This window comes from Algihabitans albus, assembly GCF_003572205.1.
GTDB lineage: Bacteria > Pseudomonadota > Alphaproteobacteria > Kiloniellales > DSM-21159 > Algihabitans > Algihabitans albus.
Genome location: NZ_QXNY01000004.1, coordinates 583,251 through 600,036, shown reverse-complemented (window position 1 = coordinate 600,036; position 16,786 = coordinate 583,251). Strand labels below are relative to the sequence as shown.

The 16,786-nt window shown below is 65.0% G+C and carries 13 protein-coding genes and 1 pseudogene; 9 read left to right on the top strand and 5 right to left on the bottom strand.

What is annotated here, in order from left to right:
• Positions 1 to 51: 51 nt before the first annotated feature.
• Positions 52 to 1,962, bottom strand: a complete 1,911-nt coding sequence (gene mutL / locus DBZ32_RS12960; RefSeq protein WP_119167542.1) for a DNA mismatch repair endonuclease MutL — start codon at positions 1,960 to 1,962, stop codon at positions 52 to 54.
• Complete coding sequence (locus DBZ32_RS12955) at positions 1,959 to 3,263, bottom strand: glucose-6-phosphate isomerase (protein ID WP_119167541.1); 1,305 nt, start codon at positions 3,261 to 3,263, stop codon at positions 1,959 to 1,961. The genes mutL and DBZ32_RS12955 overlap by 4 nt, the downstream gene beginning before the upstream one ends.
• A gap of 177 nt (positions 3,264 to 3,440) precedes the next feature.
• Here DBZ32_RS12955 and DBZ32_RS12950 point away from each other — a divergent pair, with 177 nt between their 5' ends.
• The 7 genes and pseudogenes from DBZ32_RS12950 to DBZ32_RS12915 all read left to right on the top strand — a co-directional run bounded on the left by DBZ32_RS12950 (position 3,441) and on the right by DBZ32_RS12915 (position 11,445).
• Positions 3,441 to 5,000, top strand: a complete 1,560-nt coding sequence (locus tag DBZ32_RS12950) for an ArnT family glycosyltransferase (protein WP_119167540.1) — start codon at positions 3,441 to 3,443, stop codon at positions 4,998 to 5,000.
• 934 nt (positions 5,001 to 5,934) lie between these two features.
• Complete coding sequence (gene sdhC, locus DBZ32_RS12945) at positions 5,935 to 6,333, top strand: succinate dehydrogenase, cytochrome b556 subunit (protein WP_119167539.1); 399 nt, start codon at positions 5,935 to 5,937, stop codon at positions 6,331 to 6,333.
• A gap of 14 nt (positions 6,334 to 6,347) precedes the next feature.
• Positions 6,348 to 6,731, top strand: coding sequence for a succinate dehydrogenase, hydrophobic membrane anchor protein (gene sdhD, locus DBZ32_RS12940; RefSeq protein WP_328587488.1), 384 nt, complete (start codon positions 6,348 to 6,350; stop codon positions 6,729 to 6,731).
• Between the two features lie 139 nt (positions 6,732 to 6,870).
• Complete coding sequence (sdhA, locus tag DBZ32_RS12935) at positions 6,871 to 8,700, top strand: succinate dehydrogenase flavoprotein subunit (RefSeq protein WP_119167538.1); 1,830 nt, start codon at positions 6,871 to 6,873, stop codon at positions 8,698 to 8,700.
• A 52-nt stretch (positions 8,701 to 8,752) separates the two neighbouring features.
• A complete protein-coding gene (locus DBZ32_RS12930; RefSeq protein ID WP_119167537.1) occupies positions 8,753 to 9,532 on the top strand; it encodes a succinate dehydrogenase iron-sulfur subunit in 780 nt (259 codons plus the stop codon).
• Between the two features lie 161 nt (positions 9,533 to 9,693).
• Positions 9,694 to 10,316, top strand: a pseudogene (locus tag DBZ32_RS22830) (FMN-binding negative transcriptional regulator).
• 37 nt (positions 10,317 to 10,353) lie between these two features.
• Positions 10,354 to 11,445, top strand: coding sequence for a glycerophosphodiester phosphodiesterase (locus DBZ32_RS12915; protein WP_119167534.1), 1,092 nt, complete (start codon positions 10,354 to 10,356; stop codon positions 11,443 to 11,445).
• A 15-nt stretch (positions 11,446 to 11,460) separates the two neighbouring features.
• Here the strand turns inward: DBZ32_RS12915 and DBZ32_RS12910 are convergent, their stop codons facing one another.
• Both DBZ32_RS12910 and DBZ32_RS12905 read right to left on the bottom strand, forming a co-directional pair.
• Positions 11,461 to 12,762, bottom strand: coding sequence for a M24 family metallopeptidase (locus tag DBZ32_RS12910; RefSeq protein WP_119167533.1), 1,302 nt, complete (start codon positions 12,760 to 12,762; stop codon positions 11,461 to 11,463).
• A gap of 74 nt (positions 12,763 to 12,836) precedes the next feature.
• On the bottom strand, positions 12,837 to 14,540 hold the full coding sequence (locus tag DBZ32_RS12905) for an ABC transporter substrate-binding protein (protein WP_119167532.1): 1,704 nt from the start codon (positions 14,538 to 14,540) through the stop codon (positions 12,837 to 12,839).
• A gap of 134 nt (positions 14,541 to 14,674) precedes the next feature.
• On the opposite strand from DBZ32_RS12905, the gene DBZ32_RS12900 reads away from it, so the two are divergent.
• Positions 14,675 to 15,712 carry a GlxA family transcriptional regulator gene (locus tag DBZ32_RS12900; protein ID WP_119167531.1) on the top strand — a complete coding sequence of 346 codons (1,038 nt, stop codon included), beginning with the start codon at positions 14,675 to 14,677 and terminating at the stop codon, positions 15,710 to 15,712.
• Here the strand turns inward: DBZ32_RS12900 and DBZ32_RS12895 are convergent.
• The gene (locus DBZ32_RS12895; RefSeq protein ID WP_119167530.1) at positions 15,709 to 15,915 is read right to left on the bottom strand and encodes a DUF6494 family protein; all 207 of its coding nucleotides are present in this window, start codon (positions 15,913 to 15,915) and stop codon (positions 15,709 to 15,711) included. The genes DBZ32_RS12900 and DBZ32_RS12895 overlap by 4 nt on opposite strands.
• Positions 15,916 to 16,146: 231 nt before the next feature.
• On the opposite strand from DBZ32_RS12895, the gene DBZ32_RS12890 reads away from it, so the two are divergent.
• Entirely contained in the window at positions 16,147 to 16,785 is a 639-nt protein-coding gene (locus DBZ32_RS12890) for a hypothetical protein (RefSeq protein ID WP_119167529.1), read from the top strand.
• Position 16,786: the final 1 nt, after the last annotated feature.

Here is a 16,786-nt window from a genome sequence, read left to right as displayed (position 1 = left end):
GGGACGGAACCAAGCCCCGCAAACGACAAGCCCTGCAAGTGATCTGCGGTTTCAGCGCCGGCCGAACAGCTTTTCGATATCGGCCAGCTTCAGCTCAACGTAAGTCGGCCGGCCATGGTTGCATTGGCCACTGTGGGGCGTGGCCTCCATCTGGCGCAGCAAAGCGTTCATCTCCTCGGCGTTGAGCTGCCGGCCGGCCCGCACGGACCCGTGACACGCCAAGGTGCCGCAGACCTCCTCAAGCCGCTCCTTGAGGCTCAAGGCCTGATCCCATTCGGACAGCTCGTCGGCCAGATCGCGCAACAGGCCTTGAAGGTTCGGTTGGCCGAGCAGCGCGGGCACTTCGCGCACGGCGACGGCGCCGGCGCCGAAGGCCTCGAATACCAGGCCCAACTCGGCCAGTTCCCCGGAGCGCGCCAGCAGACGCTCCACTGCCGGCTCTTCCAGTTCGACCACTTCGGGGATCAACAGGAGCTGGGTCTTCACACCGCCTTCGGCCAACTGTCGCTTCATGCGTTCGTGCACGAGGCGCTCATGCGCGGCATGCTGATCTACGATCACGATGCCGTCCTGGGTTTGCGCGACGACGTAGGTGCCGTGTAACTGCGCGCGCGCCGCGCCGAGCGGATAGTCCAACGCCGGCGTCACGGACTCGGAGAGAACTTCGCTGCGCGCCGCCGGCGCGTCGTTCAGATCCGGTAGCGGGGCATGGTAGGTCGCAGCCGCCTCGCGCAAACCGCCACCGAGCCCGGCACCGTAGGATTCGCCGTAAGCCGGCTGTCCGGAGACAGCCTGCGACGGCCGCCAAGCACCGCCGCCGGTGAAAGATGCCGGTGCGGGGCCTTCTTGCGGCCGGAAGGCGCCAAGCGCCGCTTGGGCGACGCTGGTCGAGGCGCGATGCCCGGCCTCGGCAAGGGCATGGCGGCAGGCACCGACAATCAGCCCCCGCACCAGGCCAGCCTCGCGGAACCGCACCTCCGCCTTGGCCGGATGTACATTGACATCGACCGCTTCGGCCGGAGCCTCCAGGAACAGCGCCGCCACCGGATGACGGTCGCGCGCCAGGAAGTCGGCGAAGGCACCGCGCAGCGCGCCCAACAACAGGCGATCGCGCACCGGCCGGCCGTTGACGAAAAGATACTGATGCTGCGCCGTGGCCCGGTTGAAGGTCGGAACGCCGATCAGACCGGTCAGACGAAAGCCTTCGCGCTCGGCCTCCACGGCCAAGGCGTTCTCCGCGAAGTCCTTGCCGAGAAGAGCGCCGAGCCGCCGCAACCGAGCCTCCAAAAGACCGTTGCCAGTCAGATCGAGGTCCGCGCCCAAGTCCGGGTGAGCCGATTCCAGCCGCAGCAGCGTCTTTTCGCCATCGCCGAGCGTGAAACCCACCTGAGGGTTCGCCATCGCCAAGCGCATGAGCGTGTCGCGACAGGCCTGCAATTCCGCCCGCGGCGACTTCAGGAACTTGAGCCGCGCCGGCGTCGCATAGAAGAGGTCGCGCACCTCGACCCGCGTGCCCGGCGGCTGTGCCGCCGGCTTGGGCTGTCCCTGGCGCCCGCCCTCGACGGTCAGAGACCAGGCTTCGGTCGCCTCTCTAGGACGACTGGTCAATGTCACGCGCGCCACCGCACCGATGGAGGGTAGCGCCTCACCCCGAAAGCCGAGACTGCGGATATGCACCAGATCGTCGTCGGGCAGTTTCGAGGTGACGTGCCGCTCGACGGCGACCTCCAGTTCGTCGCGACTCATGCCGCAGCCGTCGTCGGTGACTGCGATCAGCGCCCGCCCGCCGTCGCGCAGCAGCACCTCGATCCGTCCGGCGCCGGCGTCGAGAGCGTTCTCCACCAATTCCTTGACCGCCGCCGCCGGCCGCTCGATGACCTCACCCGCAGCGATCCTGTTGACCAAGGTCTCCGGCAATCGGCGCAGGGCACGCGTTGGGGCTGAGGACTCCGAGAGTGTCACGGTGAGATGCGCTCCAGGTACGCGCGTGCCAGCACTTTGCCTTCCTCCACCGCCGGCTGATCGAAGGGATCCACCTCGAGCAGATGCGCGGCCAGGATCGTCTCCAGCATGAAGTGCATGAAGAGGCCGCCGAGCGTTTCCTCGTCCACAGCGTCGATCAGGATCTGGCGGGTCGGGCGGCCGTTGCGGATCAGAGTGTCGGCCGTGGCCCGTGCTTCGGCATCCAGGAGATCGCCCATCCGCCGGCCCGCCAGATAATCCAACCGCGGATCGTCGAGCAGTTCCGGATCGACCCGTCGCCCCTCGCCTTGCGTGTCCATGCGCAGCACGGAAAACATCTTGTCCCAGGGACCGGCAAGATAGAGCTGAAGCTGGCTGTGCTGATCGACGGTGCCCATAGCCCGGATCGGGGTCGTCCCCTTGCCGTCCTTGCCAAGACTCTCCGCCCAAAGCTGCCGATACCAGAGGCCGAAGTGAGCCAGGCGGTCCAGGTAGGGCATCAGCACGGTCTGCGTGATGCCGTTGGCGCGCTGCAGACCGATCGAAACCGCCGCGCCCAGTGCCGGCGCCGCCCCCTCGGTCGTCGTCGCCGAGAGCGTGCCGTCCAAAACTGCTGCGGCGCCCGCCCGCAAGGCTTCCAGGTCGAGGCCGGCAAGGCTGGCCGGCAAGAGCCCGACGTTGGTCAGCACCGAAAAGCGTCCGCCGACCCCGGTGTTGTGGTCGAGGACCGGCAGCCGGAACCGCTCGGCCAGTGCCTTGAGCGAAGACTCCCTGGGCTCCGTGATCACCGCAACGCGCGCGGCCAGACGCGATTCGTCCACCTCGCGCAACAGCGCATGCAACAGGATCGCGAATTGGCAGAGGGTCTCCGCCGTGCCGCCGGATTTGGAGATGGCGATCACCCCCAGACGTGACAGATCCACCGAGGTGAAAAGCGCCGAAAAACTGTCCGGATCGACATTGTCCAGGAAGATCAGCTTCGGTCGCCCGGCCGGAGGTCCGAACCCGCGATCGACAAGCGCGTTCAGAGTCTGACCGCCGAGCGAGGAGCCCCCGGTGCCGAGCACCGCCACGTGACTGCAGGTCTCCATCAGGGTCGCGGCCACATCGCGCAACGGTCCTAGATCGTCGCTCTGATCGGGAACCTGCAGGAGCGGCAGACTGCCATCCTGTCTCTGCTGAGCAAGCTGCGCCACCGCGGGCGCCAGCGCGCCGAGAGATCGCGCGAAGGTTGCTTCGTCGAGCCCGCCCTTGCCGACGGCGCTGGCTAAGCAGGCTGAATGATCGATCATGAAAGGCATGGCGGAGAACCTAGCAGTGCCGTGGAGTCTCGCAAAGCAGTCCTCGCCTTCGAGCGGCGCTGTCGCCGCAGATATCACAGCGTCGTAACCCGATGGCCGGCTTATGACGGGAGCTGCGCCAGGCGAAACGCTTCCCGGCTTGCGCCCCGGACCGGGCTGGCCTAGGAGACGGAGGTGATGGAGCCGCCTCTACAGGACCGGGGAGACAATGCGTCGGTTATCGGCGTTCCACCGCGGGATGCGGTGAGCGACCGGCCTTCTGCGCAGCCGCAGGCTGCGATTCACCGCCTGGTTCCTCTGATCTTTTCGCTCGTTGTCCTGGGCTATTTCGCCTTGCAGGTCGTCTTCCGGGTGCTCTCGTCCGGCAATCTGGGATTGGACGAAGCCGAGCAGCTGGTGATGGCCCAGAGCCTCGAGGCCGGCTACGGACCGCAGCCGCCGCTCTATACTTGGCTCTTCCTGGCGCTACAGCCGCTCACCGGCCAGGGCGTTCTAACCCTCGCCCTGCTCAAGTTCGGGCTGCTGGCGGTGACGCTGCTTGCCACCTATCGCCTCTGCCGGCAGCTTTTCGGCGATCCTCTGGTCGCGGCAGTGGCGGCGCTCAGTGTCTTCTATCTCCCGCAGGTCGCCTGGGAATCCCAGCGCGCGCTGACACACTCGGTCATTGCCTTGGCGGCCGTAGCCGTGACCTGCACGCTCTTCGTCGACTTGGTGAGCAAAAGGCGAAGCCGGGACTACTGGCTCTTTGCGGTGGCGCTTGCCGCCTGCGCCCTATCCAAGCATAACGCGGTCTTGCTGCCGCTGGGCCTGCTGACAGCCGCTCTTCTGCTGCCGGCGACACGGCCGGCCCTGCTGGACAGGCGCCTGCTGCTGGCCTCGGGACTGACGGCGCTTCTGCTCCTGCCCAATGCGATCTGGATGGCGCTGAACAGTGAGGCGGTGCTCGCCCGAAGCGTGAAGCTCGACCTCGAGCCAACCACCGGCCCACTCGACAGTCTCTTTGCGATGGGCCGTGCGCTGCTCAACTTCGCCCTGCTTCCGGCAGTCCTGCTCGCCCTCCTCGCTCTCCTGCCGACCGCTGGAACGTCGCCCAGGAGACAGGTCGCGGCAGGCGTCAGACGGCTGCTCACCCTGGGCCTGGCGCTGGCGGCGCTAATGGTACTGCTGCTGGTGCTGGCCGCGTCGGCCGACACCCTGAAGGACCGCTGGCTCACCCCGCTGCTGTTCCCGGCAGTCCCTGTCGCACTGGCCTGGATGGCACCGCGCCTCGACCGCAGGCACCTGAGATTGGCCGCCGCGGCAGCGATGGTCATCGCATTGGGCAGCATGGCGGTCTTGTGGCTGCGCCAGTTCGTGCCGCCGGACTGGGCCAGGCCGCCCAACATGGAAGCCCCCTTCGACGCCCTGGCCAGGGACCTGCCGAGCACGGGCACGCTGCTGAGCACCTCCAATTGGGTGGCAGGCAATCTGCGCCTGCACCGCCCCGGACTCGCAGCCATCACACCGGAGTACAGAGCCGCCCTGGATCCGCCGGCTGCCGGTCCGATCCTTCTGGTCTGGCAAGCACGAGACGGCGAGCAGCTTCCGACACCGCTCGCCGCGTTGGCTGCGGCCGCCTGGGGCGGCGATCTGCCCCCGAACCCTCCGGTCGAAACGCTGGAGGCGCCTTTTCCGGGCGGTGCTCCTTTGCTTTCGCTGCGCGTGATTCGGCTGGAGAGGTCGCCCGGCAATCCGTAAACCCAGCACTTGAAAACGAAGGGCGCCGCGAGCCTCCTAAGCTCGCGACGCCCCGATCGTCGGACGACACCGGCGGACTGCCCCACCGCATCGTCCGCTGCAGCCGTAAGCCTGGGACGCAAGCGCTCCTCGACCCGCGGATGGTCGCGACGCCCCCGTGACCGCCGCCGACGAACCTGGCGCTCTCGTCGACCGCAGCCGGACGCCGCGCAACGGGCCGGCAACGCTTGCGACGGTTACGGTCCGCGGCGCTTCGCCGCAGCTCGAAGGCCCGCAGACAGGGTGGGCCCTCCAAAAGCTGCAGCGATCGCGACTTGGATCGGCACCGGCCCAACGGACTCCCCGAAGTCGCCTCCATCGAGTCCCGCCTGGCCGGCGCACGGAGCCCGCTTTCGAACCGGCCGGCTGCTATCCTCCGAAAAAGCTAAGGACGCGCCGACGAGACCGCTCGGGACCATCCGGTAACCGCCTACGTGCTGACGTTCGATTTTGCCTGAACCGCCAGCGTGCGCAAGATGAAGTACAAGGACTCGAAGTTGTTTTCTGTGTAAAAAAGGCAAAACTGCACACAAATATTGCACATGCTACCCACAAATCGATCCACAGATCAAGATATAGCGCGTCTAATGCAGCCTCTTTCTGCTTCCGTCAAAGTTTTCGTGGCATCGGCGTCCAGGGCGCGCGAAACCCTGTAGAGACCGGACTATCGTTCGCAGTCGCGGCAATTCGCAGAATTATGGCGGTGAATTGACTCGTTTGCCGCAGCGCACTAAACACTTAAGTAGGATATCCAAGTCAAAATCGTGAGTCTCAGGTCTGACCGCTTCGTTCTGCAGAGTGCCTGCGAGCCCTGCAGCGACAGCCGGAGTCTCGCCTTAACGATCACCGCAATCGGTGAAGAAGCCGCAGGCGGCGGCGAGCCAAGGAGCGATACATGCCCGCTGAGGAGCAGGCCGTGAAACGGCCACTTTCGCCGCATCTGCAGGTCTATCGCCCGCAGCTGACGTCGGTCCTTTCGATCCTGCATCGAATCACCGGCCTGGCGCTCGCCGGTGGCACGCTGCTGCTGGTTTGGTGGTTGGTGGCGGCCGCAGTGGGACCGGAGGCCTACGCGAGCGCCACCGGGTTCATCGGCTCGTGGCTCGGCCTTTTCATGCTGCTGGGCTGGTCTGCCGCGCTCTTCTATCATCTCGCCAACGGCATCCGGCATCTGGTCTGGGACGCGGGCTACGGCTTCGAGCTGGAAACCGTCTACAGGTCCGGCTGGGCCGTCGTGATCGCAACCATCGCGCTCACCGCCCTGGCCTGGATCATCGGCCTGGTGATCTGGTAAAGGAGCAAAAATCCATGTCGATGAACCTGCGCAGCCCACTTGGACGCGTCCGCGGCCTGGGATCGGCCAAGGACGGTACCGGACATTGGTGGGCGCAGCGCCTCACCGCACTCGCCCTGGTTCCCTTAACGCTTTGGTTTGTCGCCGGCGTGATCGGCAACGTCGGTGCGGATCACGGCGAGCTGCTGGCCTGGATCGGCCATCCGGTAACGGCCGGGCTGTTTCTGCTGCTCATAGGCGCGACCTTCTATCACGCCACGCTCGGTGTGCAGGTCGTGATTGAAGACTATCTTCACAATGAGTGGATTAAGCTGGTCGCGTTGCTGTTGATGAAAGCGACCTTCGTTGTTTTAGGATTGGCAACGGCCTTGGCGGTTCTGTCGATCCTGTTCGCCTAGGGGTTCGTGCGCGAAACCGCTCGCAGGTTCGCGGTCGTATGAAGCTCCGGATTTTTGGGATCGATCAATCTTTCTGCCTTTAACCGGCTGCGGATTGATCTGAAGGGCGCAAGCTCGAAGCAAGAGGGCAAAAGACGCCATGGCCGAGAAGTCGAAGTCGCCGAAGACGTCAGCTAAGAAAGTCACCTCCAGCTACGATATCGTCGACCACAGTTACGACGTTGTGGTGGTCGGTGCCGGCGGCGCCGGACTGCGCGCCACGCTGGAGTTGGCGCAGTCGGGGCTGAAGACGGCCTGCATCTCCAAGGTCTTCCCGACCCGCAGCCATACGGTCGCCGCCCAGGGCGGCATCTCGGCCGCGCTCGGCAACATGGGCGCCGACGACTGGCGCTGGCATATGTACGACACGGTGAAGGGGTCCGACTGGCTCGGTGACCAGGATGCCATCGAGTACATGACCAAGGAGGCGATCCCGGCGATCATCGAGCTGGAGCACTACGGCGTGCCCTTCTCGCGCACGCCCGACGGCAAGATCTACCAGCGTCCCTTCGGCGGCATGACCACCAACTTCGGCGAAGGCACCGCCCAGCGCACCTGCGCGGCGGCCGACCGCACCGGCCATGCCATTCTCCACACGCTCTATCAGCAGTCGCTGCGCAACAACGCGGAGTTCTTCATCGAGTACTTCGCCCTCGACCTCATGATGGAGGATGGGGTCTGCCGCGGCGTCATGGCCTGGAATCTGGACGACGGCACGCTCCATCGCTTCCGCGCGCACAAGGTGATCCTGGCAACGGGCGGCTACGGCCGCGCCTACTTCTCCTGCACCTCGGCGCATACCTGCACGGGCGACGGCAACGCCATGGTGCTGCGCGCCGGCCTGCCGCTTCAGGACATGGAGTTCATCCAGTTCCATCCGACCGGAATCTATGGCGCCGGCTGCCTGATCACCGAGGGTTCGCGCGGCGAGGGCGGCTATCTGACCAACAGCGAGGGCGAGCGCTTTATGGAGCGCTACGCCCCCAGCGCCAAGGACTTGGCCAGCCGTGACGTGGTCAGCCGTTCCATGACCATGGAGATCCGCGACGGCCGCGGCGTGGGCGAGAACGGCGATCACATCTTCCTGCACCTGGAGCACCTGGACCCCAACGTGCTGCACGAACGCCTGCCCGGCATTTCAGAGACGGCGAGAATTTTCGCCGGCGTCGACGTCACCAAGGAGCCGATCCCGGTCATCCCGACCTGCCACTACAACATGGGTGGCATTCCGACGAACTATCACGGCGAGGTGCTGACCACGGTCGACGGCGATCCGGACAAGGTGGTGCCCGGCCTGATGGCGGTGGGCGAGGCCGGCTGCGTCTCGGTTCATGGCGCCAACCGCCTGGGCTCCAACTCTCTGCTCGACCTGGTGGTCTTCGGTCGGGCCGCCGGCAAGCGCTGCGCCGAAACCCTGCTGCCCGGCGAGTCGCACAAGCCGCTGCCCCAGGATTCGGCCGATCTGGCGCTGGAGCGTCTGGACCGTCTGCGCCATGCCGACGGCGAGACCGCGACCTCGGCACAGCGTCTCGAGATGCAGAAGATCATGCAGAACCACGCCGCGGTCTTCCGCACCGGCGACGTCCTGAAGGAAGGCGCCGATAAGCTGGAAGAGGCCTGGAAGCTGCGGGACGACGTCTCCGTCTCCGACCGCTCCATGATCTGGAACTCCGATCTGGTCGAGACCTTGGAGTTTGACAACCTGATCTATCAGGCGGTCGCGACCGTGCACTCGGCGCTGAACCGGACCGAAAGCCGCGGCGCACATGCCCGCGAGGATTTCACGGAGCGCGACGACGCCAAGTGGATGAAGCATTCGGTCGTTTGGGTCGAAGAGACGGGCAATGTTAGGTTCGACACCCGCCCGGTGCACATGAACCCGATGACCAACGAGGTCCAGGCCTTCCCGCCGAAAGCCCGGGTTTACTGATCCCAGTCGCCCTCCTCAGCGATTTGCACGAGAGAAAAGGCAGAGGATACCTATGGCCGAGTTCGCGCTTCCCGCAAACTCCAAGATCGGCAAGGGCAAGGCTTGGCCGAAGCCCGAGGGCGCCAAGAATGTCAAGACCTTCAAGGTCTATCGTTGGCAGCCCGAGGACGGTCGGACCCCAAGCATCGACAGCTACGAGGTCGACCTCGATAGCTGCGGTCCGATGGTTTTGGACGCGCTGATCAAGATCAAGAACGAGGTCGACCCGACCTTGACCTTCCGCCGGTCCTGCCGGGAGGGCGTATGCGGCTCCTGCGCCATGAACATCGACGGCACCAACACCTTGGCCTGCACCAAATACATCTCCGACATGCAGGACGACGTGAAGATCTACCCCCTACCGCACATGCCGGTGGTCAAGGATCTGGTTCCCGACCTGACCCATGCGATCACCCAATATTCCTCGATCGAACCCTGGCTGAAGAGCACGACACCGGCGCCCGAGCGCGAGCGTCTGCAAAGCCCTGAAGAGCGGGCCGAACTGGACGGGCTGTGGGAGTGCATCCTCTGCTTCTGCTGCACCACCTCCTGTCCGAGCTACTGGTGGAATGGAGATCGCTACCTGGGCCCGGCGATCCTGTTGCAGGCCTATCGTTGGATCGCCGACAGCCGCGACGAAGCGACCGGCGAGCGGCTCGACGAGCTGGAAGATCCCTTCCGGCTCTATCGCTGCCACACCATTATGAACTGCACCCGAACCTGTCCGAAGGGTCTCAACCCGGCCAAGGCCATTGCCGAGATCAAGAAGCTGATGGTCGAGCGCAAGGGCTAGCCAACCTTCTGTGGTCTGAAGAAAACGGCCGCCCGATGGGGTGGCCGTTTTGCCTTTCGGCCCACGCTTGGCGCAGGCCTACCATGCAGCCGATGACGGCTCTCCGACGGCACGCCCGCAGGTAACCTGGAGGCCCGCAGCACTTCGACGGGGAAGTCGATATGTACGTTCCGCCCGAGTTCCGGCTCGACGATCCGTCTGCAGTCGAAGCGCTGCTGGACAAGCACGACTTCGGTTTGCTGGTGACCGCCGGTCGGGAAGGACCCGAGGCAACGCATCTGCCCTTCGTCTATGACCGGGAACGCCGTCTGATCGAAGCGCATCTCTCGCGCGGCAACGCCCAATGGCGCAGCCTTGAAAAGCTGGCGAAGGAGGGTGGACAGGCACTGCTGATCGTCCAAGGGCCGCATGCCTACGTCTCGCCCCCTGGTACGAGACGCCGGCGTCGGTGCCGACCTGGAACTACCTCGCGCTCCATATCTACGGCCGGCCCCGTGCCATCGCCGACCGGGAGCGCCTCTATACACAGCAGCAGCGCCTCGCAGCCCGCTACGAGGACCCCGCCGTCTGGACCATGGACTCGGTGACCCCTGATCTTCTGGAGAAACTGCTGCGCGGCATCTACGGCTTCGAGTTGCCGCTCGACCGACTGGAGGCAAAGGCGAAGCTGAGCCAGAACAAGTCGGCCGGCGACCGGGCCGGGGTGGTTTCCGCTCTCGAGGCGGAAGAGCGCGCGGAGTCACGGGACACCGCCGGCTGGATGCGGCGCCTGACCGATCTGTAAGGCTGAAAGACGATCGGGCTGAAGCTAGGCTACAAAGATGACGATTCCGCCGGACGATAGACCGCTACCCGAAGGCAAGCCCGGGCTGTCACGCCACTCGCGCAGCCTGCTGATCCTGACCGGGCTGCTGGCGGTGGTCGCCGTGGCGACACTCTTCGTCGGCGAGGCGCCCGACGGCCCCGCGACCGATATCTGGAACCGGTCCTTCGATCTGCAGGCGCACCGCGCCGGGCGCGGCCTGATGCCGGAGAACACGCTCGCCGCCGTCCGTCATGCCCTGGAGATCGGCGTCACCACTCTGGAGCTGGACCTCGGCCTCACCGCCGACGGGATCGTGGTCGTCCTGCACGACCGTCGCCTCCACCCGGATCTCACCCGCGGGCCGGGCGGCGACTGGCTGGCCGAGGCGGGCCCGGCGGTCCGGAGCCTGACGCGTGCCGAGCTTTCCGCTTACGAGGTCGGACGCCTGAAGCCGGGCAGCGGGACGGCCAAGCGCTTCCCGGAACAGATGCCGGTCGAAGGTGCTCCTATTCCGTCTTTGGTCGAGGTCTTCGACTTAGCCGAAGCTCTCTCCGGGGAAACGATTCGCTACAACCTGGAAACCAAGATCGCACCGGGCGACTTGGCTTCGCCCGCGCCGGAGGCCATCGTCACCGCGTTGTTGCGGGACATCGCAGCAGCCGGTGTCGCGGAGCGCACGGCCATTCAATCGTTCGACTGGCGCAGTCTCGACCTGGTCGAGCTGCAGGCACCGGACATCCCGACGATCTACCTGACCGCCGAGCGAAGATGGCTGAATAACTTGGAGCGCGGCCGGCCGGGCCCCTCGCCCTGGACCGCGGGACTGGATCTCGACTCCTTCAATGGTTCGGTCCCGGCTGCCGTCGCACAGGCCGGCGGGCAGGTCTGGTCGCCCTATTTCCGCGACCTGCGCAGCGGCGATATCGCGGAGGCGAAAAGCCACGGTCTTGCAGTGATCGTCTGGACGGTCAATGAGACGGCGGACATGACCCGTCTGATCGAAGACGGCGTCGACGGTATCATCACGGACTACCCAGACCGCTTGCGCGCCGTGATGATGGAGGCAGGCATGGACCTGCCCCCGTCGGTCGTCGCGAACCAGCCGTGAGAGGCTGCGAGACGATCACAGCGCCCGTTCCAAGAGACGCTCGTCGAAGGGATAATGCGACATCCGTTGGACGCCTGTCTCGGTGACCAGAAACTGGTCTTCCAGCTTGACGCCTTCGGGTCCGCCCGGCTCCCCGATGTAGCTCTCCACGCTGACGACCATGCCGGGCTCCAGCATGCCTTCTCCGGTGAAGCGGTCGAGGTCGCAGGCGTGGGCGACAATCGGTTTCTCGCCATGCATCCCGACACCGTGAATGATCGAGGGATACCGCAAGTCGAAGAAGCGCTCGGGAATCGGCCAGGCCTTCTCTGCAATCTCGCGGAAGCTCATGCCGGGGCGCAGGATCGAGGCGTTGTGGTGAACCTGTTCCCAAGCCATCCGGTAGAGCGAGCGCTGATAGCCGGTCGGCTTGCCGGGACCGGAGAAGAAGGTTCGCGAGATGTCGGCATAGTAGCCGTTGACGCCTACGGTGTCGGTGTCCAGCGCCAGAAGCTCGCCGGGCCTGAGGCGTCGGTCGCCCGCCTCGTTGAACCAGGGATTGGTCTTGGCGCCGGAACTCAAAAGGCGGGTTTCAATGAACTCGCCACCGCCGAGCAGTACCTTGTGATAGAGCTCGGCGAAAAGCTCATTCTCGCTGACACCGGGAGCTAGAGACTCCTCGACGCTCCAGACTGCCGCCTCCGCCGCCGACAGACTGAGCGTCAGACAGGCGACTTCCTCCGGTGTTTTGAGACGGCGAACATGCAGCAGCATCTGCATGCAGTCTTCGACTTCCAGGCCTTCGTCCTGCAACGCCAATGCCAATCCGAAAGCGCAGCGGTCCATCGCGACACGCCGGTTGCCGCCGCCGTCCCGGCGCAGGAGTTCGGCGATTTCGGCGGCGAAGGGTTTAGCCATGATGCGATCACGGCCATTCACGGAGGCGAAGACCAGCTTGGATCCGCGCGCCTCCTGGATCGTCTCCAGCCAGGTGGAAACATGGGCGCTGCCGGGATATTCGAAGAGAATGACGTCGCCTTCCTGCGGGATATAGAGGTAGCGGCTCGAGTTGCGCAGAAAGTAGCCGAACATGTTGCGCGAGCCGGTGGCGTAGCGCTGATTGTAGGGATCGAAGAGGACGACGGCCGCGAGATCTTCTTCACGCATCATCGCGCGAACCCGATCCAGGCGACCCCGCCGCAAGGCGACTGGATCGAAGTCCATCGGCAAACTGTCCATCGGCGAAGTGGAACGGTTTGCCGGCTTCGCCTCGATGGGTTCGAAATCCCCCAAGTCCGGAACTTCGCGCAAGGTGGGGTGGCGACGGTGATCGCTCATAGCCGAAGGGGTCCTTCCTTAAATGAGACCGCGAACCTGCGCGCTCGCCCATCCGCCCGACGGCGGACCGGATGTTAGCTCAACCAGGTGTCGCCGAAGTCGTGATACTGCGTCGGATGCATCTCGTAGCCCTGCACCCTTCGGTTTCCGGCGGACAGCACGGAACGCCACAGCGGCTGCGCAATCACCGCGTCTTCCTGGAGAATGCGCTGAACCTGTTCCATGGCGCTTCGCCGTGCCGTCGGGTCCAGCAGGCCGCTGGCCTCGGTGAGCGCCGCATCGAAATCCGGATTGCTGTACTTGCTCTCGTTCCAGGGGACGCCGGAGCGATAAGCGAGGTTCAACACCATCACCCCCAGAGGCCGATGGGTCCAAGGCGTGAAGCCGAAGGGCGTTTTCAGCCAGACGTCCCAGAACTTCGCGGCCGGCAGCGGGTTCGGCTCGAGCACGATTCCAGCCGGCGCAAGCTGCTGCTTGAGGGCGAGCACGGCGTTGAGTTCCCACTGTCCGGTGGAGCTGGCGACGTCGATCGACACACGCAGGCCGTCGCCGTGACCGGCCTCGGCCAGAAGCGCGCGCGCCCTGTCGTGATCTTGCTTCAGGGGCGGGAGCTGATAGTACTCGGGATGAATCGGGCAGACGTGATGGTTCTCCGCAGGTGCGCCGCGACCGCGCAACGCGATCCTCAGTAGCGCCTCGTGGTCCATGCAGGCCGTGACCGCCTGGCGCACGCGCCGGTCGTCGAAGGGCGCTTGCGTCATCTGCATCCGCGCGACTCCGGTTTGCGCCGTCAGCGCCTCGAAGATCTGCAGACTCGACTGCCGCTCCAGAATCTCCAGCTGGTTGACGTCGTTCTCGTAGGAAAGATCGACCTGATCGGAGACAAGAGCCGAGAGCGTCGCCGCCGGGTCGTCGCCCACGTCTATGTAGTGCACTTCCTCGAGCAGCGGCGCCTGACCCCAGTAGTCGTCCCGGCGGCGCATGACCTGCTTTGCGGAAGGCGCCAGTTCGACCAGCTCGAAGGGACCCGTTCCGACCGGCGCAGCGGCGAGGTTGCCCCCCATCTCCTCAAGGCCGCGGTGAGCCAGGCAGCAGCCGTAGTTGTAGAAGTTCTCCGGCAACGCCAGTTCGGCGCGGTTGAGATGAAACCGGATCGTGTGTTCATCGAGGACTTCGATCGCGCCTTCCGTCATGCCGGTGCGCGTCAGCGGCTTGCCGCTCTCGTCCGTCCCACCGGTCCGCACCTCCTCGGTCATGGCGCTGAAAAGGCCGATGTTGGCCGAACCGATTTCGGGATTCAGCCAGCGCCGCACGTTGAAGGCGACATCCTCCGCAGTGAAGGCATCGCCGTTGGACCAACGTACACCCCGGCGCAGGTTGAAGGTCCAGGTCTTCAAATCCTCACTGGTCGACCAGTTCTCCGCCAGGTAGGGCCGCGTCACGTTGTCGGTCCCGGTCTTGGTCAGATACTCCAGGATATGGCGGGCCTGGTTCGACTGCGTTACCGAATTGAGAAGGGCGGGATCGGCGATTTCCCGCACACGCATGGCGACCCGCAGGGTGCCGCCCGCCTTGGCCTCGGCGCTTCTCGCGGCGGCCGAGGCGGGTCGCGGCAAACCGGTCATGGCGTAAGCTGCGGTGGCGCCTAGGCCCAACAGGGTCGCGCTGCGCAGAAACTCCCGCCGCGAGACCTCGCCCCGCGCGACCTGCGACTGCAGCGACGGCAGCGCCGGATGAACCCTCTCGAGCTCGCGCTTCCAATAGAGATCGCTGGACATGCCTCTCTCCTCCCCAGTTCGTTTTTTGGCCCGAGTTTCTATTTCGTTGGAGTTTGGCAGAAGACGAACATCGATGACTTCACGAATGAAGCGTGAAACTGCATAATCGGACCATCATCCAGAGATCTCGCTGCATGAGCCCGAGTTTGACCACGCCAACGGCCTCGACAGCGGCCAAATCGGATCCAGTCCAGATCGGGATCCTGCTGTTCGACGCCTTCCCCGCGATGGCACTCGCCTGCCTCACCGAGCCTCTCAGGGTCTTCAACAGCCTTTCGGGCGGCCAGCGCTTTTCCTGGTCCCTGCTGGGCTTCCAGACCGACCGGGTGACCTCGTCGAGTGGGCTGGAGATCGCGGTGAGCGGCCGGTTCGAATCACTGCGGCGGCCGCCCGACCTGCTCGCGCTCTGTACAGGCGGCAATGCGACGGCTCTCGCCTCGCCTCAACTTGTCGGACGCCTGCAGGAAGAGGCCCGCCGCGGCGTCGCCTTCGTCACGGTCGCCGACGCGCCTCTGCTACTGGCAGCGGCGAACCTGCTGGACGGTCGCCAGATCGCCATTCACTGGCAGTATGCCGATCTGCTCCAGGAGTCCTCTCCGGCGGTCCGCCTGAGCCGCGATCTGATCTGTCTCGATCCGCCGTTCTTTTCCTGCCACGGCGGCGCCAGCGCCTTCGATCTCAGTCTCGAGCTGATCCGCCACTATCACGGCGAGCCCTACGAATCGCAGCTAAAAGCCTGGTTTCTCTACGATCTCGCCGGACCGGGGGCGCAGCGCCAGGACGACTTCCTCTTCGTGTCCGATGCGGAAGATCATCTGCTGGCGGCTTTCCTGGAACTGGCCTACGCCTCGATCGATCGGGGCCTGACCATCGCGGACATGGCCGCGAGTCTGAGCACGGCTCCGTCCACGCTCAACCGTCACTGCCGCGAGCGCTTCGGACTTTCGGCCGGCGCAACTCTGCTCAAGCTCCGGATCAACCGTGCCAAACGGTTGCTGAGCACCACGCGCATGACGAACGTGGAGATCGCCGTGGCTTGCGGCTTCTCCTCGGCGGAGCACTTCGCAACGCGGTTCCGTAAGGCCAGCGGCAGCACGCCGCGAAGCTACCGCGCCGTCAGGCAGGCGGCAGCCGCAGCTGGGCAGGAACCCGGACGGCCGGCAACAAGCTAGCTCAGCTTGATGCTGTGCTCGACCGTGTGTTCGACACCGAGGTCTTCGAGCTTCAGCAGAACGCTGGCCTTGACGCTGCCGTTCGGGTCCAGCTTGCCCGCCTCTAGAGCCTCGCGCACCGCCTTTTCGATCTCGCGCTGGGACGTGACGCCGACTTCCTTGAGGAACTTGCGCACCTGCATGTTGAACTCGTCTTCGTTCATAAGGGTCCCTCACCTTTCGCGCTGATGGCTATCTGCTTTCGAACGTCACAGCGCTGAAGCTACCGCCGGCAGCCAAGGGCAACAAGTCGCGATACCCCACACCCCGCCTTGTCCGGTGCTTTCCCGGGAAAACAAACTTTTTTTCGGCTGCTTGGAATAAACGCGTCGGTCGCCCCGTTCTCGCCGTGAGATGTCCGAATGGACCCTGCGCTCACAACGAGGAACCGACACATGAAATATCTTTCCGTAGGCGTCGTCGTACTGCTGACCGGTTGCGTTTCCGACGGCACGCAAATCCTGAACTCGATCGGTTCGGTGTTTGAAACCAACCGGCCGCAAACGGCCCAGGTCTCCTCCGAGCTGCCGATCGTGCAGGGTCCGGAGAGCTTCGGCGATTTCCAGACGACCAGCCTGATCGACGGCCGCAACCGCAGCTACGATGTCCAGTCCTACGGGAACGGCGTCCGCGTGCGCCAGGACGATGGCTGCGTCTGGACCCGGAACAACGACTGGTTTTCGCCGTCCGACAGCTGGGCCAACTGCGGCACCTCGAAGAACTGGAATGCCGGCCAGGCGCAAGTGCGCCAGCTGGACTCGCTCTACCCCCTGCGGGTCGGCAGTGAAGGCCGATACCGGCGCGAAGCGACATCCCATACGGGTCGCAGCCGTACGCGTGAAACGGTCTGCAAGGTGACCGGCGCGGTCGATGTCATCCGTCCGGGTCTGCCCGACACGCCCGCCTACGTCGTCAAATGCGACGACAGCAAGCGGGTCCGCACGACCTGGTACGCGCCCGGCGAAGGCCCGGTCGCCTTCACGCAAGTCTCCGACAGCCGGGGCCTCGAAGAGTCCTGGATCCGCAAAGACTGAA